Consider the following 21,695-nt stretch of genomic DNA (forward strand, 5'->3'; position numbering starts at 1 on the left):
TGACCGGCCATGTCACGCCGCAAGGGATCGGCATCAAATGGAGTGTGGTGATGGTTAAGTACGACAGGTTGCGGCATACGTTGGTTTCATTGCCGCGCAGGTACAAACGGATGATACAGGTCGTCACCGATCTGCTGCTCGTCTGGGTTGCGCTATGGATGGCATTCGTCGTGCGGTTGGGCGTGGAAGAGACCATTGAGCCGCTGCGCAATAACTTGTGGATCTTCATCGCCGCCCCCGTGATCGCCGTGCCGCTGTTTATTCGCTTCGGCATGTACCGGGCGGTGATGCGCTATTTTGGCAATGATGCGCTGGTGACCATTTTCAAGGCGGTGACCATGTCATCGCTGCTGCTTGGCATCGTGGTCTATTGGTATAGCAATCACCAGGTCGTCATTCCCCGCTCGATCATCTTCAACTATTGGTGGTTGAGTCTGCTGATGTTGGGGGGGCTGCGGCTGTTCATGCGCCAGTACTTCATGGGCGACTGGTTGTTGGCCACGCAGCATGTGCCCTTCACCAACCGTGATCGCGGTTTGCCGAAAGTCGCGATCTATGGCGCCGGTTCGGCGGGTAACCAGCTGGTTGCGGCCTTGCGCATGGGCAAGATGATGGAGCCGGTGGCATTCATCGACGATGACCCCAGCATCAGTGACCGCACCATCGCAGGGCTGCATGTCTATCTGCCGGAGCGCATCCAGCACATGATCGACGTGACCGAGGCTCAGGAAATCCTGCTGGCGGTCCCCTCGGCTACCCGTGCCAGGCGCCGTGAAATACTCGCCTTTCTGCAGAGCTTCCCGCTGCATGTTCGCAGCGTGCCTGGGTTCATGGACCTGGCCAGCGGCCGGGTCAAGGTGGACGATATCCAGGAGGTGGATATCGCCGACTTGCTCGGGCGTGACGCAGTCGCCGCGCAGCCGGACCTGCTGGAGCATTGCATCAAGAACCAGTCGATCCTGGTGACCGGTGCGGGTGGGTCGATCGGTTCCGAGCTGTGTCGGCAGATTCTCAAGCTGCAACCGACCACCCTGATCCTGTTCGAACACAGCGAGTTCAACCTTTACTCCATCGCCAGCGAGCTGGAGGAGGTTATCCGGCGGACATCGCTGGCGGTCAACCTGCTACCGATGTTGGGCACCATCCGCAACCAGGAACATCTGCTCGATGTCATGAAAACCTGGAAGGTGAACACGGTCTACCACGCGGCGGCCTACAAGCATGTGCCGATGGTCGAGCACAACATTGCCGAAGGCGTGATGAACAACGTGCTGGGCACGGTCAACACCGCCCAGGCTGCCTTGCAGGCCGGAGTGGAGAACTTTGTACTGGTCTCCACGGACAAGGCGGTACGGCCGACCAACGTGATGGGCAGCACCAAGCGTCTTGCCGAAATGGCCTTGCAGGCCCTCAGTAAAGAGCTGGCGCCGGTGTTGCTGGGTGACACGGCCAATATCGCCAGGGTGAACAAGACGCGCTTCACCATGGTCCGTTTCGGCAATGTGCTGGGCTCCTCGGGCTCGGTCATCCCACTGTTCCACAAGCAGATCAAGGCTGGGGGGCCACTGACCGTCACCCACCCGAAGATCACCCGCTACTTCATGACCATTCCCGAGGCCGCCTCGTTGGTGATCCAGGCCGGCTCAATGGGGCGTGGCGGTGATGTCTTTGTGCTCGACATGGGCGAACCCGTGCGGATCGCCGAGCTGGCCGAAAAGATCATTCACTTGTCGGGGCTCAGCGTGCGCTCGGAAAAGAATCCTCATGGGGATATCACCATCGAGTTCACAGGCCTTCGACCTGGCGAGAAACTCTATGAGGAGCTCTTGATCGGGGATAACGTGGTTTCGACACGGCATCCGATGATCATGAGCGCGCATGAAGACTTCGTGCCCTGGGAAACCTTGAAGGGGTACTTGAGCGAGTTGATCGAGGCGTTGCGCAAGGATGACTACGCCCAAGTCCGACAGTTGCTGAGAAAAACCGTGAGTGGCTATACGCCAGACGGTGAAATCGTCGACTGGATTCATCAGAAGCGCCGCTCCAAGTCGGATCTCTGAGCCTGGAGGATTTTCCCGGCGCTCAAGTGCAAACCCGGAGGAAACATCCTGCCATTGTTCCTTCGGGTGAGGTCGAGGCCAGGGTGCAGGCCGCAAAAGTAAGCTGTGCCGGGCGATGAACCATCGCCCTGGTACTGCGCAACATCCAGTCCCATTTTCGCGTTTGTTGCTGTGCTGAGGTAGGGCTAGCTTGTCTTCGGCAGCGAAGGAATAGCTGCCAACAACCTATCCTCAAGGAGTTTCGAACATGCGAAAGACACTACTGACGTACCTGCTGCTGCCCCTGCTTGCGGGCGCCGCAATCACCGCCACTGCTCAGTCGGGGGGCAGCACGCCAGTCGCCGTTGTGACGCCTGTGCAGCAGACGGCCATGGTCAATATCAATACCGCGCAGGTTGAAGAACTGCAGCAGGCCCTGAATGGCATTGGCAGATCGAAGGCCGAGGCCATCGTTGCCTACAGAAACGCCCATGGCCCTTTTGCCACTATCGATGAAGTGCTGGAGGTCAACGGTATTGGCAAGGCCCTGCTCGATCGCAATCGCGCGCGCCTGACCCTGGAGTAAGCTGCATCAGGCCGGCATTGTCGGCCTGATCCTGACTACTCGTCCTGCTTTTCCTTGATATCCATCTCGGCATTGCGCTCGTGGATGCGTCGCAGTTGCTCATCGGTCAGTGGCAATTTTTTGGCTGTGTCACGCAACATCATCAGGCCGCCGATGATCGAGCCAAGTGCCACAATCAGTATCAACCAGGCATACCAGGGCATTGTCGTGTTCTCATGTGGGGTGGGCGAGCGAGGCGTGCAATTGACGTCTTCCAGTATAGAACTTTGCAACTTCCTCACCAATGGACGGTTCGCCCCCCGGTAAGGTTCCACTTGGTTTACAATGCGCGCCGTTTACGACTTGCCAAGAGACTCCTGCCCATGTCCGCCTGCCAGACGCCCCTGATCGTCGCCCTGGATTTCCCCACCCGTGACGCCGCCCTGAAGCTGGCCGACCAGCTCGACCCCGCCCTGTGCCGGGTCAAGGTGGGCAAGGAGCTGTTCACCAGCAGCGCCGCGGGCATCGTCGAAACCCTGTGCAGCAAGGGCTTCGAAGTGTTCCTCGACCTCAAGTTCCACGATATTCCCAACACCACCGCCATGGCGGTCAAGGCCGCGGCCGAGATGGGCGTGTGGATGGTCAACGTGCACTGCTCCGGTGGCCTGCGCATGATGTCGGCCTGCCGTGAAGAGCTGGCCAAGCGCAGCGGCCCGCAACCGTTGCTGATTGGCGTGACGGTGCTGACCAGCATGGAGCGCGAGGACCTGGCCGGTATCGGCCTGGATGTCGACCCGCAGGAGCAGGTGCTGCGCCTGGCGGCACTGGCGCAGAAGGCCGGCATGGACGGCCTGGTGTGCTCGGCACTGGAGGCGCCGGCGCTGAAGGCGGCGCATCCGTCGCTGCAACTGGTGACCCCGGGCATTCGCCCGGCCGGCAGTGCCCAGGATGACCAGCGCCGTATCCTGACCCCGCGCCAGGCCCTGGATGCGGGTTCCGATTACCTGGTGATCGGCCGCCCGATCAGCCAGGCGGCGGATCCGGCCCAGGCGCTGGCGGCCGTGGTGGCTGAAATCCGCGGTTGAATCAGGGGCTGTGGGAGCGGGCTTGCCCCGTGATGGTGTCAGCCCAGGCAATCGCCATTGCGGGGCAAGCCCGCTCCCACAAAGTGCCTGGCTGCTAGATCTCAGACCTTCAGCACCAGCTTGCCGAAATTCTCCCCGCTGAACAGCTTGAGCAGGGTTTCGGGAAAGGTCTCCAAGCCTTCCACCACATCTTCCTTGCTCTTGACCTTGCCGCTGGCCAGCCAGCCGGCCATTTCCTGCGCGGCCTTGCCGTACTCCTTGACGTAGTCCATCACCACGAAGCCTTCCATGCGCGCACGGTTGACCAGCAGCGACAGGTAGTTGGCCGGGCCCTTGACCGCCTCCTTGTTGTTGTACTGGCTGATGGCGCCGCAGATCACCACCCGCGCCTTGAAATTCAGGCGCGAGAGCACCGCGTCGAGGATCTCGCCGCCGACGTTGTCGAAGTACACATCCACGCCCTTGGGGCATTCGCGCTTGAGGCCGGCCAGCACGTCCTCGGCCTTGTAGTCGATCACGCCATCGAAGCCCAGTTCGTCGAGCAGGTACTGGCACTTCTGCGCGCCACCGGCGATGCCCACCACGCGGCAGCCCTTGAGCTTGGCGATCTGCCCGGCAATGCTGCCGACCGCGCCGGCCGCGCCGGATATCACCACGGTGTCCCCGGCCTTGGGCTGGCCGACATCGAGCAGGGCGAAGTAGGCGGTCATGCCGGTCATGCCCAGGGCAGACAGGTAGCGGGGCAGCGGCGCCAGGCGCGGGTCGATCTTGTGCAGGCCCTGGGGCTCGCCGCTGAAGTAGTCCTGTACGCCAAGGGCGCCGCTGACATGGTCGCCGGGCTTGTAGTCCGGATGCTTGGAGCTGACCACTTCGCCCACGCCAAGGGCCCGCATGACCTGGCCCAGGGCCACGGGCGGGATGTAGGACTTGCCTTCGTTCATCCAGCCGCGCATGGCCGGGTCCAGCGACAGGTAGAGGTTCTTCACCAGCACCTGGCCTTCCCCCGGCTCGCTGGCGGGCACCTGCTCGTAAGTGAAGTCGTCACGGCGCACGGCGCCCACCGGGCGCTTGGTCAGCAGGAAACGGCGGTTGGTGTGGGGCATGGCGGTTCTCCTGAACGAGTGTGAGGGGCTGATGATCGGCGGGTTGAATGGGCCGCGTCACGCAAGATCACCGCGAACGATAGTAGTCCAACCGTGCCCCTGATGATGCTGCCCAGCCCGGCGGTGCCCTGACTAGACTCCGCCACGACTTCCCATCCTTTTGCAGGAGCCAGTGATGAGCATGACTTTCTCCGGCCAGGTTGCCCTGGTCACCGGCGGCGCGGCGGGCATCGGCCGGGCTACCGCCCAGGCGTTCGCCGCCGAGGGCCTGAAGGTAGTGGTTGCCGACCGCGATGCGCTGGGCGGCGAGGCCACGGTGGCGCTGATTCGCCAAGCCGGTGGTGAGGCGCTGTTCGTCGCCTGCGACGTGACCCAGGACCGCGAGGTGCGCCAGTTGCACGAGCAGCTCATCACGGCCTATGGCCGGCTCGATTACGCCTTCAACAACGCCGGTATCGAGATCGAGCAGGGCCGGCTGGCCGAGGGCAGCGAGGCGGAGTTCGACGCGATCATGGGCGTCAATGTCAAGGGTGTGTGGCTGTGCATGAAATACCAACTGCCGTTGCTGCTGGCCCAGGGTGGTGGGGCGATCGTCAACACCGCCTCGGTGGCTGGGCTGTCGGCGGCGCCGAAGATGAGCATCTATGCCGCTTCCAAGCATGCGGTGATCGGCCTGACCAAGTCGGCGGCCATCGAGTATGCGAAAAAGGGGATCCGGGTCAACGCGGTGTGCCCGGCGGTGATCGACACCGATATGTTCCGCCGCGCCTACCAGGCCGACCCGCGCAAGGCCGAGTTCGCCGCGGCGATGCACCCGGTCGGGCGCATCGGCAAGGTCGAGGAGATTGCCAGCGCGGTGCTGTACCTGTGCAGCGATGGCGCTGCGTTCACCACCGGGCACAGCCTCACTGTCGACGGCGGCGCCCTGGCGATCTGAGGGCGATCAGGCGGTGCGGGAGCGGGCATCTACCCGCGCGAGGGCCTTGGCCGATCGCCACAAGGCCAGGGCCACCGCCGCGCACCCCAGCACCAACAGGCCGCCGAACACCATCAGTGCCATCCGTGGCCCCAGATGGTCGCTGAGCAGCCCGGTGAAGATCACCGGCAGGCTGAACCCCAGGTAGGCCAGCAGGAAGAACCCGGCGCTGGCCCGGGTCTTCTCGCTGCCGGCCAACTGGTTCACCGCCGCCAGCCCGCCCAGGTAGATGAAGCCGTAGCAGGCACTGCTGGCGGCGAACGCGCCCAGCAACACCCCGGCAAGGTTGCCGCGGTCGGCGCCCCAGGCCAGCAGGGCATAGCTGCACGGCAATATCAGCAGGCCGAGCAACGTTGCCCGGACGCTGGCCATGCGCCGCGCCAGCGGCTGGAACAGCAGCCCGCAACTGATCACGCAGAAGGTCGAGAACCCGGACCAGGCGCTCAGGCCGTGCTGGCGCAAAATCCCCGGCAGCAGGGCGATGACCAGGCCGACACAGGCCCAAGCCAGCAGGATCGCCAGGCCATAGGCCAGGCTGCCGGCGGGGTAGCAGGGCAGGCGCAGCATGGCACCGCGTTGCGCCGGGCGCGGGTCGGGCAGGCGCCATACCAGCAGCAGGGCCAGGGCGGCCAGCGCCAGCTGCAGGTGGAAGCTGCCAGGGGTCAGGGTCGGGCCGGCCAGCAGGAACAGGCTGGTCAGTGCCGCGCCCAGGCCGAAGCCCAGCGAGGTACTGGCGGTTACCCAGGTGGCGGCCTGGCCGCTGTCGCCGGGCGCCATCAACTCGCCCATGTAGGCGGTGGCGGTAGCCGAGGCCAGGCCGGTGCCCAGGCCCAGGAACAGGCGCGCCACGCCCAGTGAGGTGAGGCTCGGCGACAACAGCATGATCAGGGTGGCAAGCATCGACAGGGCGAGGGCGGCCACTATCAGCGGCCGGCGCCCGACCCGGTCGGCCAGCCCGCCCAGGGCCAGCAGCACTGGCAACACGCCGAGCACATAGCCGGAGAAGGCCACGGCGGTGGCTGCGGCGCCGCGTCCGGAAAGCTCGGCGTAAGTGATGTACAACGGTGCCTGCAGGTTGACCGCGAGGGTGATCAGGCAGAGGGCGAAAGCCAGCAGGGCTGGGGCGTGGCGACTGGGCATCGGGCATGTCCGTACGGTGGTTTGCAGACAGGATCGGGCTTCACGCCTGGGCTCGCCAAGGCACACTCCATGCGCATTTGTGCTTAACTGTTCGCCTGAAATTAGCGAACACTTGCCATGCACATCACCCTGGATCGTCATCTTTCCACGCCGCTGGTCCAGCAACTGAGCGAACAGTTGCTGGCCTGGATCGAACGCCAGCGCCTGCGTCCCGGCACGCGTTTACCCTCGATTCGCGCCCTGGCGCGCAGCCAGGCGGTGAGCGCGTCCTGCGTCATCGAGGCCTACGACCGGCTGGTGGCCAGCGGCTGGCTGGAGGCGCGGCATGGCGCCGGCTTCTTCGTCGCCGAGCGCAAGGCGGGCGTGCAGCGCGATGCTGGCGAGTCCTGGGGCGAAGCCAGCGACGGTCGCTGGCGGCAGTTTCATGAAGGCCACGGTGATGTACTCAAGCTCGGCTGCGGTTGGTTGCCGGTGGCCTGGCGCGCCGAGGCCGAGCTGGCCCAGGCGATCCGCCAGGTCAGCCGGGGCGCCGCCGAGGCGCTGTTCGACTACTGCCCGCCCCAGGGCCTGGCCAGCCTGCGCCTGCAATTGCACAAGGGCTTGGCGCGCCTGGACATCTGCGCCGAGCCCGAGCGCATCGTCACCACCCAGGGTGCCAGCCATGCCCTCGACCTGCTGGTACGCACGCTGCTGGTGCCGGGCGACACCGTGCTGGTGGAGCGCCCTGGCTACTACAACCTCTACAACCTGTTGCGCCTGCATGGGGTGCGCATGCTCGAGGTGCCGCGTACCGCCACAGGCCCGGACCTTGCAGTGCTCGAGCAGTTGCTGGCCGAGCACCGGCCGCGCTGCCTGTTCATCAACAGCCTGTACCAGAACCCCACCGGCACCAGCCTGGCCCCGAAAGTCGCCTACCGCCTGCTGGAACTGGCCCGTGAGCACGACCTGCGGATCATCGAGGATGACCTGTACGCGGATTTCCAGGAGGGGCCGGCGACGCGCTTGAGTACCCTGGACAGCGAACAGCGGGTGATCTACCTGGGCAGCCTGTCCAAGACCCTCAGCAGCTCGCTGCGGGTCGGCTATCTGGTGGCGGACTCGGCGCTGGTCGCCCGCTTGGCGGAACTGAAGATGATCAGTGGCATTGGCACCTCGCGCTTTGCCGAGCAGGTGGTCGGGCAGATGCTCGCCAATGGCAGCTACCGCAAGAGCGTGCAGCGCCTGCGTTTGCGCCTGGCGCAGCACATGGCCAAGTTGCTCGGGCAACTGGAAGCCTGCGGTTGGGAGGTGTTCTGCGAACCCTTCGGCGGCATGTTCGTCTGGGCGCGGGTGCCCGGCCGTGATTTCGCCGAGCTGGATGCCTTGGCGCTGGAACACTCGGTCCTGTTGACCCCGGGCAGCGCCTTCGACCCGCAGGGGCGGGCCAGCGATTGGCTGCGTATCAATGTCGCGTATGGGCAGGATGTGCGGGCCCAGGCGTTCTTCCAGCATGCAGGGCGACCTTCAGCGAGCTGAAAACGACACCTTCATAGCCAAATGACACCATTGCGCCGTCGCCCTCTTGTGAGGGGCGTGGCGTGGTTGTCACTCTTGGGCCATTGCGGGCAGGCGATTGTTCGCCGAGCAAACCCAGGGGGATTGGCGATGACGGGGTCCAAGCAGGGTGTATTGGCCAACCTGGGCATGGCGCGCAAGCTCGGCCTGGGTTTTGCCCTGGTGTTGCTGCTCACCCTGGTGGTGGCCGGCATCGGCGTGTACGCCCTGGCTAGCGTCGGCCAGCGCTTCGATGGGCTGCGGCAGATGGCCCAGTTCAATACCGACCTGCTCAAGCTGCGCCAGCACGAGCAGGCCTTCGCCCTGCGTTCCGACCCCAAGCAGGCCGAGGCCCTGCGCAGCGGCTTGCAGGCCCTGATCGAGCGCGCTCGCGGCGTGCCGGCGCTGGCCTCGGCCGAAGCTGAACTTGGCGGCTATGGCCAGGCCTTCGAGCAGTTCGTCCAGGCGGTGCAGGCCAAGGAGCTGGCCCTGGACATGGCCAGCTGGTCGGTGTCCAGCGTGGCCAACAACCTCGATGTGCTGCAGGCCGGCCTGGCCGACGACGGCAGCTATACCCTCAAGCAATCCCAGGGCCAGCAGGGCAGTGAGTTCCTCGAGCAGGCCGGGCAGGTGGCGCAGGTTGCACGGTTGATGTTGCAGGCCATGGATGAAGCGCGGGTGCGCCTGGAGCAGAGCCGCAAGGGCAGTGAGGCGCTGGCGCAAGGTCGTATCGCCCAGACCGTGGAAGCGGCCAGCCTGGTCGAGCAGCTCAAGGCGGCGGTGGCCGATGCCGGCTACCAGAGCGTGCTCGGCGAGGTGGCCGGGCATATCGGCAGCTTTTCCGAAAAGCTCGACGAGTACACCGACCTGCTCGCCCAGGAGCAGGGGATCAAGGCGCAGTTGCAGGCCCGGGCCGAGCAGGCCACGGCGCGGGTCGACCAGGCCTACGTCGCCCAGGAGCAGGCCATGCAGGCGGAGCTGGCGCGCAACACCGTGGCCATCGCCGCCGCCACGGCCCTAGCGCTGCTGGTGGGCGTGCTGGCGGCCTGGTTGATCACCCGTGCCGTGGTCGCGCCGCTCAAGCGGGTGATCAGCCGAGCCCGGCGCATTGCCGCGGGCGAGCTGGGTATCGAGGACGAGCCGTCGCGTGCCGACGAAGTCGGTCAGCTGTTGCAGGCCATGCAGCAGATGGCCGAGGGACTGTCCGGTATCGTCAGTGGCCTGCAGCAGGGCATCGAGCAGTTGGCCGGCAGCGCCCAGGCCTTGTCGGCGGTCACCGAGCAGACCAACCGCGAGGTCGGCAGCCAGAAGGACGAGACCGAGCAGGTGGCCACCGCCATGCAGCAGATGACCGCGACCGTCCACGACGTGGCACGCAACGCCGAGCAGGCGGCCCAGGCGGCCCAGGCAGCCGACGACAAGGTCGAGTCCGGGCAGCAGGTGGTGCGCCAGAGCATGCAGCGCATCGAGCAACTGGCGCTGGCCGCCGAAACCGCCAGCAGCGGCATCGACAGCCTCAGTGCCGAGATCCATACCATCGGTGACGTGCTCGAGGTGATCAAGAGCGTGGCCGAGCAGACCAACCTGCTGGCGCTCAATGCCGCGATCGAGGCGGCACGGGCCGGGGAGCAGGGGCGCGGGTTCGCGGTGGTGGCCGACGAGGTGCGTGCCCTGGCGCGGCGTACCCGGCAGTCCACCGAACAGATCGAGCGCCTGGTCGCCAGCTTGCGCGGCAATGCCCAGCAGTCGGTGATGCAGATCCGTGGCAGCACCGAGCTGGTGCGCCTGGCGGTGGCCGACACGCTGCAGACCGAGAGTGCCTTGGGCAGCATTGCCGCGGCGGTGTCGTTGATCCAGCAGATGAACCAGCAGATCGCCGCGGCGGCCGAGCAGCAGAGCTCGGTGGCCGAGGAGATCAGCCGCAGCGTCACGCAGATTCGTGGCAGTGCCGATCAGGCGGCGCTGGCGATGGAGGACAACGCCCGCTCAAGCGTCGAGTTGGCCCAGCTGGGCAATGACCTGAAGGAGATGGTGGGGCACTTCAGGCTGTGAGGGACCCTGTAGGAGCGGCCTTGCCGAGGCGTCGGACCGGTCGGAAAGGGCCGCATAGCGGCCCCGACAATCTCTGCTCGACGCTCAGACCCTGGGCTGCTGCGCAGCCCTTTCGCGACACAAGGCCGCTCCTACAGTGGATCTGGGTTGGGCTTCAGCCCTTGCGCGGGCTGAGGATCAGCAAGGTCAGCACCCCGGCGACGATGCCCCAGAACGCCGAGCCGATCGAGAACAGGGTGAACCCCGACGCCGTGACCATGAAGGTGATCAGCGCCGCCTCGCGCTCGCGGGCCTCGCCCATGGCCACGCTCAGGCCGTTCATGATCGAGCCGAACAGCGCCAGCGCGGCGATCGACAGCACCAGCTCCTTGGGCAGGGCGCCGAACAGCGCCGCCAGGGTGGCGCCAAAGGTGCCGGCGATACCATAGAAGATCCCGCACCACACCGCCGCGGTATAGCGCTTGGCCGGATCTTCATGGGCATGCGGCCCGGTGCAGATCGCCGCGCTGATCGCCGCCAGGTTGACCCCGTGCGAACCGAACGGCGCCAGCAGCAGCGAGGCGAAGCCGGTGGCCGAGATCAGCGGCGAGGCCGGTACCTGGTAGCCATCGGCGCGCAGCACGGCAACCCCGGGCATGTTCTGCGAGGTCATGGCCACCACGAACAACGGGATGCCGATGCTGATGGTCGCCGCCAGCGAGAAGCTCGGCGTGGTCCACACCGGGGTGGCCACCTCGAGCTGGAAGCCGCTGAAGTCCAGCAGCCCCAGGGCGCCGGACAGCGCGGTGCCGACCAGCAGCGCGGCGAGCACGCAGTAGCGTGGCGACAGGCGCTTGACCAGCAGGTAGCTGAAGAACATGCCCAGCACCAGCAGCGTGCGGTGCTGGGCGGCGACGAAGATCTCGCTGCCGATCTTGAACAGGATGCCGGCCAGCAAGGCCGAGGCCAGCGAGGCGGGGATGCGTCGCACCAGGCGTTCGAAGCTGCCGGTCAGGCCGCAGATCAGCACCAGCACGGCGCAGGTGATGTAGGCGCCGATCGCCTCGCCGTAGCTCACCCCGCCCAGGCTGGTGATCAGCAGCGCCGCGCCGGGGGTCGACCAGGCCACGGTGATCGGCGTGCGATAGCGCAGCGACAGGCCGATGCTGCACACTGCCATGCCGATCGACAGGGCCCAGATCCACGAAGAGATCTGCGCGCTGGTCAGGCCTGCGGCCTGGCCGGCCTGGAACATCAGCACCAGCGAGCTGGTATAGCCGGTGAGCATGGCGATGAAGCCAGCGACGATCGCCGACGGAGAGCTGTCCGCCAGCGGCCGCAGGCGCGCGGAGGTGGCATCGGTCATGGGGCATTCCTTGTTGTGGATGTAAGCAATTTTTGCAGGCTACCGCGGGCCGGGCTGACCGGTGCCATACAGCAACCATTGCATTTAGCCGTACAGTCGCCAACTATTGGCCATTACTACGCAACTGCGTGAACAGGGGAGGGGTGATGTACAAGGTCTATGGGGATTACCAATCGGGCAACTGCTACAAGGTCAAGCTGATGCTGAGCCTGCTGGGCCGCCCCTATGAATGGCACCCGGTGGATATTCTCAAGGGTGAAACCGAAACCCCCGAGTTCCTGGCCATGAACCCTAACGGCAAGGTGCCGGTGCTGCAGCTGGAGGATGGTACCTGCCTGTGGGAATCCAACGCGATTCTCAACTTTCTCGCCGACGGCAGCGAGTTCCTGCCCAGCGAGCCGCGTTTGCGCACCCAGGTGCTGCAGTGGCAGTTCTTCGAGCAGTACAGCCATGAGCCTTACATCGCCGTGGCGCGCTTCATCCAGTTCTACCTGGGGCTGCCGGATGAGCGGCTGGAGGAGTACCGCAAGCTGCACAAGGGCGGCTACAAGGCGCTCAAGGTGATGAACAAGCAGCTGGAAATGACCCCCTACCTGGTGGGCGAGCAGTACTCGATCGCCGATGTGGCGTTGTATGCCTACACCCACGTGGCGCAGCAAGGCGGGTTTGATCTTTCTGCTTATCCGGCAGTGCAAGCCTGGCTGGCACGGGTGGCCAGCCATCCACGGCATGTGCCGATGGTGGATTGACTCACTGTCGCCCTCTGTGGAGGCGCGGCCTTGCCGAGGCGTCGGACCGGTCGGAAAGGGGGTGCGTACGTGCTGTCAGACCGCCGCGAAGCGTTTGTCCAGATAGGCAATGATGTCCTTGGACTCATACATCCAGGTCACCTTGCCTTCTTCCTCGATACGCAGGCACGGCACCTTCACCCGGCCGCCGCCTTCGAGCAGCGCCTGGCGGTGCTGCGCGTCGTGCTTCGCATCGCGCAGTGCCACCGGCACGTTCAGGCGGTGCAGGGCGCGGCGGGTCTTGACGCAGAACGGGCAGGCATGGAACTGGTACAGCGCCAGGCCCTTGGCCTGCTGTTCCACAAGGGCCTGGGCTGCCGCGTCGCGCTTCTTCTTGGCCGGGCGGCTGACCCAGTCAGCGAACACGATGAGCTGGCCGAGGCCGACCCGCAGGGCTTTGACGATCATGCTTGACTCCTGAAATGAAAAAGCCGGCCGCAAGGGGCCGGCTCGGATCCTGTGCCGATCACTTGATCAGGCTGAGGAACTCGCTGCGGGTGGCGGCGTTGTCGCGGAACTCGCCGAGCATCACCGAGGTGAGCATGGTCGAGTTCTGCTTTTCGACGCCGCGCATCATCATGCACATGTGCTTGGCCTCGATCACCACCGCCACGCCAGCGGCACCGGTCACCTGCTGCACGGCCTCGGCGATCTGGCGGCTGAGGTTTTCCTGGATCTGCAGGCGGCGGGCGAACATGTCGACGATCCGCGCGACCTTGGACAGGCCCAGCACCTTGCCCTTGGGCAGGTAGGCCACATGGGCCTTGCCGATGAACGGCAGCATGTGGTGTTCGCACATCGAATACAGCTCGATATCCCGGACCAGCACCATTTCGCTGTTGTCGGAGGTGAACAACGCGCCGTTGGTCACTTCTTCCAGGGTTTGCTCGTAACCGCGGCAAAGGTATTTCATGGCCTTCGCGGCCCGCTTGGGCGTGTCGAGCAGGCCCTCGCGGGTAACGTCCTCGCCCAGCTGGCTGAGGATCGCGGTGTAGTTCTGTTCCAGGGACATGGATCTACCTGTGGAAAATTTCGCAAAGACGAAGGGTACGGCGGCGGCGGCGGCGCTGCAAGCGCGATGTCACTCGTCGCGGCCTTCGAGCATGGTTCGCTTGAGCATCACGTACACTGCGCCGGTGCCGCCGTGGCGGGCCTGACACGAGGCGAAGCCGAGCACCTGCGGGTGCTGGCGCAGCCAGGTGTTGACGTGGCTCTTGATCATCGGGCGCTTGCCGTCGAGGCGCGCGGCCTTGCCGTGGGTGACGCGCACGCAGCGCACTTCCAGCTTGGTCGCTTCGGCGATGAAGTCCCACAGCGTCTGGCGGGCCTTCTCGACGCTCATGCCGTGCAGGTCGAGGCTGCCCTCGAAGGCGATCTGGCCGAGCTTGAGCTTGCGGATCTGGGTTTCCTGAACACCATCGCGGCGCCACATCAACTCGTCCTCGGCACCGACGTCGATGACGAACTGGTCGGACAGGCCGTCGATCACCAGGGGCTGGTCGCTGCGGATGGTCGCCGCCTGGCGCAGGTCGGCCAGTTGCTGGCGGTCGGCCTTGGGTTTGCCGACGTCGGCGCGGTCGTGCTTGATCGGCTTGACGCCGCGCACCTCGGCGCTGAACAGGGAAAAATCGTCGTCTTGCATGCTGCCTCCACGTGGGCGGCGTAGTTTACGCGAGTCCTGCCCTGAGTGAAGTCCCGTGTTTCGCGTTCTCTGTAGCCCCGGCGATTTATGCGTCGACGCTGAGATCCTGGGGCCGCTGCGCGGCCCCTTTCGCGACACAAGGCCGCTCCTACAGGGGCTGCGTAAACCGGTCAGTCGTGCTTTTTCATCAGGTGCGGCGACAGGTTCAGCTCGCGGCCACGGCGCAGGCGGATGCGGCTGCGTCGCCAGACGCGCACGCCGATCCACAGAAGCAACAACCCGACCAAGACGAGAATCGCCGCCAGCGGTCGGTTGGCATTGAGCTCGGCGAGGGCGGCGTAATTGCCCAGCAGGCCAGCGCATCCGGCCATGGCGAGCAGTATGCCCAGGGTGGCCAGCAGCACCGAAAAAGCGGCGGCAACCCGCGCCCCCCAGTTGCTGGGTTCGCGCTGGCGCAGGCGCTTGGCATCGAAACTGCCTTTGAGCTTCATTCGAATTCCTCAGGATCGGGTAGCACTGATCCGGATTTCGACCTGCCGGTCACCCCAGGGTTCCGCCCGTCCGCCGGGCGGTCGCTGCCCTCAGACCAGGCTGGCGGTCGGGGCGACGCAGGCGAAGTTGTCGGCCATCACGGCCATTTCGCACTGGTGGATCTGCGCGGCGGGGATCACGCTGTCCTTGAACGCCAGGTCACGGGTGGCCGAGGCGTCCTCCACCAGGGTGCAGCGATAACCATAGTCCTTGGCGCGGCGCACGGTGGTGCTGACGCTGGAATGGCTCATGAAGCCGCAGACGATCAGGTCCAGCGGGCCGAAGGCCTGCAGCGTCTCGTGCAGCTTGGTGTTCTTGAAGGCGTTGGGCATGCGCTTTTCGATGACGGTTTCGCCATCGCGCGGCTCCAGGCCCGGGATGAACTCGCCCGCCGGGCCCTGCGGGTCGAAGCGACCGCCGACGGTGCCGAGGTGGCGGACGTGGATGATCGGCCGGCCCGCCTGGCGGGCAGCGTCGAGCAACCTGGCAATGTTCGCCACCGCCTCGTCCATGCCCGACAGCGCCAGCGGACCGCTCAGGTACTCCTTCTGCGCGTCGATGACGATCAGGCTGGCTTGGCTCAACCTGGCCGGCGGGTAGTCGCGGCCGGTGAGGCGGAACATCGTGGTTGGAACGGACATCAAGGGCTCCTTGGGTAGGGCTTTTGTCTGGCTATTCTCCCTTGCCTTGGCGCCAATGTGAATGGTTGACATTGCAGGCGGCATGATTACTGGCTTGTGGCTATCCGTTCGGCTATCGCAGGGAACATTTGTGCGGTGCGGGCTGTTAGACTTTTGTCCTGTCTGAAAAGGAGTACCCCGTGATCACATCCCGCCTGCGCACCCTGCGCGACCACATCCGCTGGGCGGTCAGCCGCTTCCATGAGCACGAGCTGTTCTTCGGCCACGGTGCCGACAACGCCTGGGACGAGGCCCGCCTGCTGGTGCTGGGCGCCGTGCACCTGCCGTGGGAGGTGGCCGACAGCTACCTGGATTGCGCGCTCGAGGATGACGAGCGGGTGCGCCTGCAACATCTGCTCAAGCGTCGTATCGAGGAGCGCGTGCCCACCGCCTACCTGCTGGGCGAGGCGTGGTTCTGCGGCATGTCGTTCATCGTCGACGAGCGCGTGCTGGTACCGCGCTCGCCCATTGGCGAGCTGATCGAGAAGCGCTTCGAGCCGTGGCTGGCCGCCGAACCTGCGCGCATCCTCGACCTGTGCACCGGCTCCGGCTGCATTGGGATCGTCGCCGCCGAGGTGTTCCAGGAGGCCGAGGTGGTGTTGGCCGACCTGTCGTTCGATGCACTGGAGGTGGCCAACCAGAACATCGAGCGCCATGGCCTCGATGAGCGGGTCTACACCGTGCAGGGCGATGGCTTCGGCGGGCTGCCGGGGCAGCGTTTCGATCTGATCCTGTCCAACCCGCCGTATGTCGATGCCGAGGATTTCGGCGACATGCCGGCCGAATACCACCACGAGCCCGAGCTGGGCCTGGCCTGTGGCAACGATGGCCTGGACCTGGTGCGGCGCATGCTCGCCGAGGCCGCCGACCACCTGACCGAGAAGGGCTTGATGATCGTCGAGGTGGGCAACAGCCAGGTGCACGTCGAGTCGCTGTATCCCGAGGTGGACTTTGCCTGGCTGGAGTTCGAGCGCGGTGGTCACGGGGTGTTCATGCTGACGGCCGAGCAATGCCGGCAGCATCAGGAGCTGTTCAAGGCGCGGGTCTGACGGATCCACACCGCTCCCCTGTAGGCGCGGCCTTGCTTCGCGAAAGGGCCGCAAAGCGGCCCCAGCGATCTTGGCGTCAATACCGAAACCCTGGGGCTGCCGCGCAGCCCTTTCGCGACACGAGGCCGCTCCTACAGGGATCGCGTAGGGCGGGTCAGCGGGTGGCGATCCAGATCAGCAAGCCCGCCTGGAACACCGCAAATGCCACCAGGCAGGTGATGGTGAAGCGCAGCCCGCTGTCTTCACGGCGGTACTTGGCCACCCGCTCGTCACGCTCGCGCAACTGGGCTTCCTTCTGCGCCAGGTTCTGCTCGGCCTGTTGCAGCATGCCGGCCGCCTCGAGGATATCGACGCGCTGGACCTTTTCGGTATTCCAGCCACCCTTGAGCTGGCCCACCGGCGTTTCCACCACGCGGCCCTTGAGCAGCTGGCCATCGGTGTATTCCACCGGCAGGCCGATGCTGGCCAGCACATGGTCGCGGCGCAGGCGGGTGTCTTCGTTCAGGGCGTCCTTGTTCGGCAGGCTCATGCCTTCGACCTGATAGTGCGAGCAACGCTGCTGCAGCCATTGCACCGCCTGGCCCAGCAGGTAGCGGCCGACCCCGCGGTTGAGTGGTTCGAGCTGCAGGCCGGCGGCATCGCCGATGCGTACCAGGCGCTGCTCGTGGTCGACCCGCACATCCAGCTGGTTCTGTTCCTTGCGGGTCTTCTGCCCGGGCAGGCGGATCTCCATGCGCAGCAGGCTGTGGGCCTTGTCATGGCGCTCGGCATAGCCGAACTGGACGAAGCGCAGCGGACGCGCGCCACTGTTGCGGTCGGTGGGCAGCGGGGCCAGGCGCAACAGCTGGAAGTGTTCGGCGGCAAGGTCCGCCCAGGGCAGCGGCGCGCTTTCTGGCGCTTGTTCTTCAGTCGCCTCGGCGGCGGGGGCATCGGTCATCAGGGGTTTCCTCAGGTGCACGGCGGCTGATCGATCGCCGTGGCACGCCCGCGATCATCGCCTTGTTGTCCGCGTTATCGGCAGAGGCCGCCAAGACCTGAGCCTGCTCGTCACGTCGCAGGCAATCCGCGGATGAAGGCCACCATCCGTTCCCCCAGTTCCCGCGCCAGTGGCAGCTCGGGATTGCGGTAGCTGTCGCGCTGCTGGTGCATGTCCCTGGGGCTGATGCGCAGCATATGGTTCATGCCGTCGATCAAGGCCAGTTCGGCATCGGGCTTGGCCGCCTTGAGCCGCTCGGCGTCGGCCACGTCCACCTGCACGTCGTTGCGCCCCTGGATGATCAGTGCTGGCACCTTGAGGCGGGCGAAGGCCGCTGCCGGGTCCTGGCGCAGCAGCGAGATCAGGTAGGGCTGCACGCTGGGCCGGAACACCTGGCGCAGCGGCGCGGGCACATCGAGGCTGGTCTGCCCGGCCTGCAGGCGGTCGATCAGCGCCACGCCCGCGGCCAGTTGCGCCGCAGGCAGGCGCTGGGCCAACTGCTCGCGCAGTACATCGGCCACCGGGCGGCCGCTGCCGGCCAGGGTGATCACTGCGCTGGCGCCGGCCTGCTCGGCGGCCAGGCTTGCGATCAGCGCGCCTTCGCTGTGGCCGACCAGGATCAATGGGCCGAAGCGCGGGTCATGGCGCAGTGCCTGCCCCCAGGCCACCACGTCGGCGACATAGCCTTCGACGCTGAGCTCGCGCTCGTCGGGGCTGGCCGGTTGGCTGGCGGCCACGCCGCGCTTGTCGTAGCGCACGCTGGCGATATGCTCGCCGGCCAGCAGCAGGGCCAGGCGCTTGAGGTTGTCGATGCGCCCGGCGGCCGGGTTGTTGCCGTCGCGGTCTGTGGGGCCGGAGCCGGAGATGATCAGCACCACCGGCGGCGGGGTGGCCTGCTGGGGCAGCAGCAGGCTGCCGTGCAGCACGCCGTGGCCGGTGTCCAGGTCGATGGGGCGTTGCAGCACGGTCGGGGCAGCGGCATGGGCGAGGTGGGCGCAGAACAGCAGGAGCAGGGCGGCGAGGCGCGACTTCATGGACGGGGCACTACGTGGGAAGTTGCTGATTCGACCTTGCGCCCTGCCGAAGGTTCTCGACCTTGAGCCCAGGGGCCCTGGTGGGCGCGGTCTGGCCCCGCGATAAGGCCGGTGCAGGCAACCACAGCCCCGCGGATTTCCGTATACTGGCGCTTTCGTTCACCTCAGGCTGATTCGCGGAGCGTCCATGTCCGGCAATACCTACGGCAAGCTGTTCACTGTCACCACCGCTGGCGAAAGCCATGGGCCGGCGTTGGTCGCCATTGTCGACGGCTGCCCGCCCGGCCTGGACATCTCCCTGGCCGACCTGCAGCACGACCTCGACCGGCGCAAGCCCGGCACCAGCCGGCACACCACCCAGCGCCAGGAACCGGATGAGGTGGAAATCCTGTCCGGGGTGTTCGAAGGGCGTACCACCGGCTGCTCGATCGGCCTGCTGATTCGCAACACCGACCAGAAGTCCAAGGACTACTCGGCGATCAAGGACCTGTTCCGCCCGGCCCACGCCGACTACACCTATCACCACAAATACGGCATCCGCGACTACCGTGGCGGCGGCCGCAGCTCGGCACGGGAAACCGCCATGCGCGTGGCCGCCGGCGCCATCGCCAAGAAGTACCTGGCCACCCAGGGCATTCGCGTGCGCGGCTACATGAGCCAGCTCGGCCCGATCGAGATCCCGTTCAAGAGCTGGGACTCGGTGGAGGACAACGCCTTCTTCAGCCCCGACCCGAGCAAGGTGCCGGAGCTGGAAGCCTACATGGACCAGCTGCGCCGCGACCAGGACTCGGTCGGGGCGAAGATCACCGTGGTCGCCGAAGGCGTGATGCCTGGCCTGGGCGAGCCAATCTTCGACCGCCTCGACGCCGAGCTTGCCCACGCGCTGATGAGCATCAACGCGGTCAAGGGCGTGGAGATCGGCGCCGGGTTCGCCAGCGTCGCCCAGCGCGGCACCGAGCACCGTGACGAACTGACCCCGGACGGTTTCCTCAGCAACAATGCCGGCGGCATCCTCGGCGGCATCTCGTCGGGCCAGCCGATCGTCGCCCACCTGGCGCTCAAGCCGACCTCGAGCATCACCACCCCGGGCCGCTCGATCGATGTCGACGGCAAGCCGGTCGAGGTCATCACCAAGGGCCGCCACGACCCGTGCGTGGGCATCCGCGCCACACCGATCGCCGAGGCGATGATGGCCATCGTGCTGATGGACCACCTGCTGCGCCATCGGGCGCAGAATGCCGAGGTTCGAGTAGACACGCCGGTCTTGCGTTGAGCGAATCATCCTGGGGTCGCTTTGCGGCCCATTGCGACACAAGGCTGCTGTCACAGGATGCATGCGAATCCTGTGGGAGCGGCCTTGTGTCGCGAAAGGGGCGCGCAGCGCCCTCACGGGCTTGAAGCATGCTCCCGATTCCCTACTGGCGGCTCTCCAGCTTCTACCTGTTCTACTTCGCCCTGCTCGGCTCCACCGCGCCGTTCCTGGCGTTGTACTTCGACCACCTGGGTTTCTCCCCGGCACGTATCGGCGAGCTGGTGGCCATCCCCATGCTGATGCGCTGCGTGGCACCCAACCTGTGGGGCTGGCTGGGTGATCGCAGCGGCCAGCGCCTGCTGATCGTGCGCCTGGGCGCGCTGGCGACCCTGGCGGCCTTCTCGCTGATCTTCATTGCCAAGAGCTACGCCTGGCTGGCGCTGGTGATGGCCTTGCACGCGTTCTTCTGGCACGCGGTGCTGCCGCAGTTCGAGGTGATCACCCTGGCCCACCTGCACGGCCAGACCGCCCGCTACAGCCAGGTGCGGTTGTGGGGCTCGATCGGGTTCATCCTCGCCGTGGTCGGCCTGGGCCGGTTGTTCGAATGGCTGAGCCTGGACATCTACCCGGTGGCCCTGGTGACCATCATGGCCGGGATCGTCGTCGCCAGCCTGTGGGTGCCCAACGCGCAGCCACCTGAACATGCCGAACGGCGCGCAGCCGGGGGCTTTCTCAAGCAGGTAAGGGCGCCTGGGGTGTTGGCGTTCTATGCCTGCGTGGCGCTGATGCAACTGAGCCATGGGCCGTACTACACCTTCCTCACCCTGCACCTGGAGCACCTGGGCTACAGCCGTGGCGCCATCGGCCTGCTGTGGGCGCTGGGGGTGGTGGCCGAGGTGCTGGTCTTCATGGCCATGAGCCGAATCTTCGCGCGCTTCTCGGTGCGCCGGGTGCTGCTGGCGAGTTTCCTGCTGGCCACGTTGCGCTGGCTGCTGCTGGGCACCCTGGCCGATGTACCGGCAGTGCTGGTGTTCGCCCAGGTGCTGCACGCGGCTACCTTTGGTTGCTTCCACGCCGCCAGCATCGCCTTCGTCCAGGCCAGCTTCGGCGCCCGCCAGCAAGGCCAGGGCCAGGCGCTGTACGCGGCGTTGTCGGGTACTGGCGGTGCACTGGGCGCGTTGTACTCGGGCTACAGCTGGAAACTGCTGGGCCCGCACTTCACCTTTGGTATGGCCAGCGTCGCGGCGCTGGCCGCAGCCGTTATCATTGCCCTTTGTCTTGAAGAAAGCAGGAAATCCACCTGATGAGCATCCTCAGCGTATTCGACCCCTCCAGCCCGGACCTGCCGCACAAGGTGCTGACCCACCACGAGGACATCGCCGCGACCCTGGCCGAACAGGGCGTGCGCTTCGGTCGCTGGCAGCCCGGCGTGCGCCTGCGCCCGGGCAGCAGCACCCAGGAAGTGCTGGACGCCTGCCGCGAACCGTTGGACCGCTTGATGACCGAGCATGGCAGCGCCAGCTTCGCCGTGTTCAGCCGTGACGGCCAGGCAGCGGGCCAGGCCGACCTGCGCGACGAGCATGTGCATGACAGCGAGGAGGTGTTCGCGGTGATCAGCGGTCGCGGCCAAGTCAGCCTGCGCCTGGGTGGCTTCGTCTACGCGCTGCTTTGCGAAAAGGACGACATGCTGGTTGTGCCCGCCGCTACCCGCCGCTGGTTGGACCTGGGCGACAACCCGTTCTGCCTGGCGCTGCGCCTGTTCGCCAGCGAAGCCGGGGCGCAGCCACGCTTTACCGGTGATGCCAGTGCCCGGCAGTTTCTGGGGCTCGATGAGCTCTGAGGGAATTGGCTCGCGGGGCGCTCCTCTGCCACTCAGTCCCTTGGTGGCCGGGGAGCGCCCCGCGA

Annotated in this window: 22 protein-coding genes and 1 pseudogene; 12 read left to right on the forward strand and 11 right to left on the reverse strand. The window is 66.0% G+C overall.

What is annotated here, in order from left to right; translation table 11 throughout:
- Positions 1-50 precede the first annotated feature (50 nt).
- Together KSS95_RS09895 and KSS95_RS09900 are read left to right on the forward strand one after the other, a co-directional pair.
- On the forward strand, positions 51-2,060 hold the full coding sequence (locus tag KSS95_RS09895) for a polysaccharide biosynthesis protein (protein ID WP_217853501.1): 2,010 nt from the start codon (positions 51-53) through the stop codon (positions 2,058-2,060).
- 247 nt (positions 2,061-2,307) lie between these two features.
- Positions 2,308-2,625 (forward strand): ComEA family DNA-binding protein, encoded by a 318-nt coding sequence (locus KSS95_RS09900; protein WP_217853502.1) that lies wholly within the window; start codon positions 2,308-2,310, stop codon positions 2,623-2,625.
- A 35-nt stretch (positions 2,626-2,660) separates the two neighbouring features.
- Here the strand turns inward: KSS95_RS09900 and KSS95_RS09905 are convergent, their stop codons facing one another.
- Positions 2,661-2,828 (reverse strand): DUF2897 family protein, encoded by a 168-nt coding sequence (locus KSS95_RS09905; RefSeq protein WP_217853503.1) that lies wholly within the window; start codon positions 2,826-2,828, stop codon positions 2,661-2,663.
- Positions 2,829-2,987: 159 nt separating this feature from the next.
- On the opposite strand from KSS95_RS09905, the gene pyrF reads away from it, so the two are divergent.
- Positions 2,988-3,689: an orotidine-5'-phosphate decarboxylase gene (gene pyrF / locus KSS95_RS09910; RefSeq protein WP_094010694.1), complete on the forward strand. Its 702-nt coding sequence runs from the start codon at positions 2,988-2,990 to the stop codon at positions 3,687-3,689.
- Positions 3,690-3,790: 101 nt separating this feature from the next.
- On the opposite strand, the gene KSS95_RS09915 is transcribed toward pyrF, so the two are convergent.
- Positions 3,791-4,792: an NADP-dependent oxidoreductase gene (locus KSS95_RS09915; RefSeq protein ID WP_217853504.1), complete on the reverse strand. Its 1,002-nt coding sequence runs from the start codon at positions 4,790-4,792 to the stop codon at positions 3,791-3,793.
- A 175-nt stretch (positions 4,793-4,967) separates the two neighbouring features.
- On the opposite strand from KSS95_RS09915, the gene KSS95_RS09920 reads away from it, so the two are divergent.
- Complete coding sequence (locus tag KSS95_RS09920) at positions 4,968-5,729, forward strand: SDR family oxidoreductase (RefSeq protein ID WP_217853505.1); 762 nt, start codon at positions 4,968-4,970, stop codon at positions 5,727-5,729.
- Between the two features lie 6 nt (positions 5,730-5,735).
- Here KSS95_RS09920 and KSS95_RS09925 read toward each other — a convergent pair whose 3' ends face one another.
- The gene (locus KSS95_RS09925; RefSeq protein ID WP_217853506.1) at positions 5,736-6,908 is read right to left on the reverse strand and encodes an MFS transporter; all 1,173 of its coding nucleotides are present in this window, start codon (positions 6,906-6,908) and stop codon (positions 5,736-5,738) included.
- A 117-nt stretch (positions 6,909-7,025) separates the two neighbouring features.
- On the opposite strand from KSS95_RS09925, the gene KSS95_RS09930 reads away from it, so the two are divergent.
- From KSS95_RS09930 to KSS95_RS24800, 3 genes and pseudogenes are all read left to right on the forward strand, one after another.
- Positions 7,026-8,423 (forward strand): aminotransferase-like domain-containing protein, encoded by a 1,398-nt coding sequence (locus KSS95_RS09930; protein ID WP_217853507.1) that lies wholly within the window; start codon positions 7,026-7,028, stop codon positions 8,421-8,423.
- A gap of 984 nt (positions 8,424-9,407) precedes the next feature.
- Positions 9,408-9,635 (forward strand): annotated as a pseudogene (locus KSS95_RS24795) (HAMP domain-containing protein); the annotation flags it as partial.
- Positions 9,630-10,493, forward strand: a complete 864-nt coding sequence (locus KSS95_RS24800; RefSeq protein ID WP_437179606.1) for a methyl-accepting chemotaxis protein — start codon at positions 9,630-9,632, stop codon at positions 10,491-10,493. The pseudogene KSS95_RS24795 and the gene KSS95_RS24800, both read left to right, overlap by 6 nt.
- 154 nt (positions 10,494-10,647) lie before the next feature.
- Here KSS95_RS24800 and KSS95_RS09940 read toward each other — a convergent pair whose 3' ends face one another.
- Positions 10,648-11,838: a benzoate/H(+) symporter BenE family transporter gene (locus KSS95_RS09940; RefSeq protein ID WP_217853509.1), complete on the reverse strand. Its 1,191-nt coding sequence runs from the start codon at positions 11,836-11,838 to the stop codon at positions 10,648-10,650.
- A gap of 146 nt (positions 11,839-11,984) precedes the next feature.
- Here KSS95_RS09940 and KSS95_RS09945 point away from each other — a divergent pair, with 146 nt between their 5' ends.
- Positions 11,985-12,587: a glutathione S-transferase family protein gene (locus tag KSS95_RS09945; protein ID WP_217853510.1), complete on the forward strand. Its 603-nt coding sequence runs from the start codon at positions 11,985-11,987 to the stop codon at positions 12,585-12,587.
- A gap of 75 nt (positions 12,588-12,662) precedes the next feature.
- On the opposite strand, the gene KSS95_RS09950 is transcribed toward KSS95_RS09945, so the two are convergent.
- From KSS95_RS09950 to KSS95_RS09970, 5 genes are all read right to left on the reverse strand, one after another.
- The gene (locus tag KSS95_RS09950; protein WP_217853511.1) at positions 12,663-13,034 is read right to left on the reverse strand and encodes a glutaredoxin family protein; all 372 of its coding nucleotides are present in this window, start codon (positions 13,032-13,034) and stop codon (positions 12,663-12,665) included.
- 58 nt (positions 13,035-13,092) lie between these two features.
- Positions 13,093-13,638: a GTP cyclohydrolase I FolE gene (gene folE / locus KSS95_RS09955; protein ID WP_134693722.1), complete on the reverse strand. Its 546-nt coding sequence runs from the start codon at positions 13,636-13,638 to the stop codon at positions 13,093-13,095.
- A gap of 69 nt (positions 13,639-13,707) precedes the next feature.
- Positions 13,708-14,268 (reverse strand): Smr/MutS family protein, encoded by a 561-nt coding sequence (locus KSS95_RS09960; RefSeq protein ID WP_217853512.1) that lies wholly within the window; start codon positions 14,266-14,268, stop codon positions 13,708-13,710.
- Positions 14,269-14,438: 170 nt separating this feature from the next.
- Positions 14,439-14,759, reverse strand: a complete 321-nt coding sequence (locus KSS95_RS09965; protein WP_217853513.1) for a hypothetical protein — start codon at positions 14,757-14,759, stop codon at positions 14,439-14,441.
- Between the two features lie 90 nt (positions 14,760-14,849).
- Positions 14,850-15,440, reverse strand: coding sequence for a cysteine hydrolase family protein (locus KSS95_RS09970; protein WP_217853514.1), 591 nt, complete (start codon positions 15,438-15,440; stop codon positions 14,850-14,852).
- A gap of 179 nt (positions 15,441-15,619) precedes the next feature.
- On the opposite strand from KSS95_RS09970, the gene prmB reads away from it, so the two are divergent.
- Positions 15,620-16,528, forward strand: coding sequence for a 50S ribosomal protein L3 N(5)-glutamine methyltransferase (prmB, locus tag KSS95_RS09975; RefSeq protein ID WP_217853515.1), 909 nt, complete (start codon positions 15,620-15,622; stop codon positions 16,526-16,528).
- A gap of 154 nt (positions 16,529-16,682) precedes the next feature.
- Here the strand turns inward: prmB and KSS95_RS09980 are convergent, their stop codons facing one another.
- Positions 16,683-17,465: a hypothetical protein gene (locus KSS95_RS09980; RefSeq protein WP_217853516.1), complete on the reverse strand. Its 783-nt coding sequence runs from the start codon at positions 17,463-17,465 to the stop codon at positions 16,683-16,685.
- 110 nt (positions 17,466-17,575) lie between these two features.
- Positions 17,576-18,538, reverse strand: coding sequence for an alpha/beta hydrolase (locus KSS95_RS09985; RefSeq protein WP_217853517.1), 963 nt, complete (start codon positions 18,536-18,538; stop codon positions 17,576-17,578).
- 187 nt (positions 18,539-18,725) lie between these two features.
- Between KSS95_RS09985 and aroC the strand changes: the two genes are divergently transcribed.
- From aroC to KSS95_RS10000, 3 genes are all read left to right on the forward strand, one after another.
- Positions 18,726-19,811 (forward strand): chorismate synthase, encoded by a 1,086-nt coding sequence (gene aroC / locus KSS95_RS09990; RefSeq protein WP_217853518.1) that lies wholly within the window; start codon positions 18,726-18,728, stop codon positions 19,809-19,811.
- A gap of 128 nt (positions 19,812-19,939) precedes the next feature.
- Entirely contained in the window at positions 19,940-21,094 is a 1,155-nt protein-coding gene (locus KSS95_RS09995; RefSeq protein WP_217853519.1) for an MFS transporter, read from the forward strand.
- The gene (locus KSS95_RS10000) at positions 21,094-21,630 is read left to right on the forward strand and encodes an oxidase (protein WP_217853520.1); all 537 of its coding nucleotides are present in this window, start codon (positions 21,094-21,096) and stop codon (positions 21,628-21,630) included. The genes KSS95_RS09995 and KSS95_RS10000 overlap by 1 nt, the downstream gene beginning before the upstream one ends.
- Positions 21,631-21,695: the final 65 nt, after the last annotated feature.

It is taken from the genome of Pseudomonas muyukensis (assembly GCF_019139535.1).
Taxonomy (GTDB): domain Bacteria; phylum Pseudomonadota; class Gammaproteobacteria; order Pseudomonadales; family Pseudomonadaceae; genus Aquipseudomonas; species Aquipseudomonas muyukensis.